Here is a 275-nt window from a genome sequence, read left to right as displayed (position 1 = left end):
GCACCTGGCGGTAACGTCGGCCCGCACTTCGACAACTACGACGTGTTCCTGCTGCAAGGCTTTGGTAAGCGCAACTGGAAGATCGGCCAGATGTGCGACTCCGAAAGCCCGCTGCTGCAACACGCGGACCTGCGCATCCTCGCCGAGTTCGAAGAAACCGAAAGCTGGGTCCTGGAGCCCGGCGACATGCTCTATCTGCCACCGCGCCTGGCCCACTATGGCGTTGCGGTGAACGATTGCATGACCTATTCGGTCGGTTTCCGCGCCCCGAGCGC

Annotated in this window: 1 protein-coding gene; it reads left to right on the top strand. The window is 62.5% G+C overall.

Going from position 1 to position 275, the window contains the following annotated elements; all coding sequences use genetic code 11:
- Positions 1–275 (top strand): cupin domain-containing protein (locus tag R0J88_RS19985; RefSeq protein WP_410900873.1); only part of this gene is annotated, 275 nt, incomplete at both ends.

It is taken from the genome of Pseudoalteromonas sp. SIMBA_162 (assembly GCF_046535955.1).
Classification (GTDB): domain Bacteria; phylum Pseudomonadota; class Gammaproteobacteria; order Enterobacterales; family Alteromonadaceae; genus Pseudoalteromonas; species Pseudoalteromonas marina.
The sequence above is the reverse complement of the archived record's forward strand: the minus strand, read 5'-3'. Positions and strand labels throughout refer to the sequence as shown.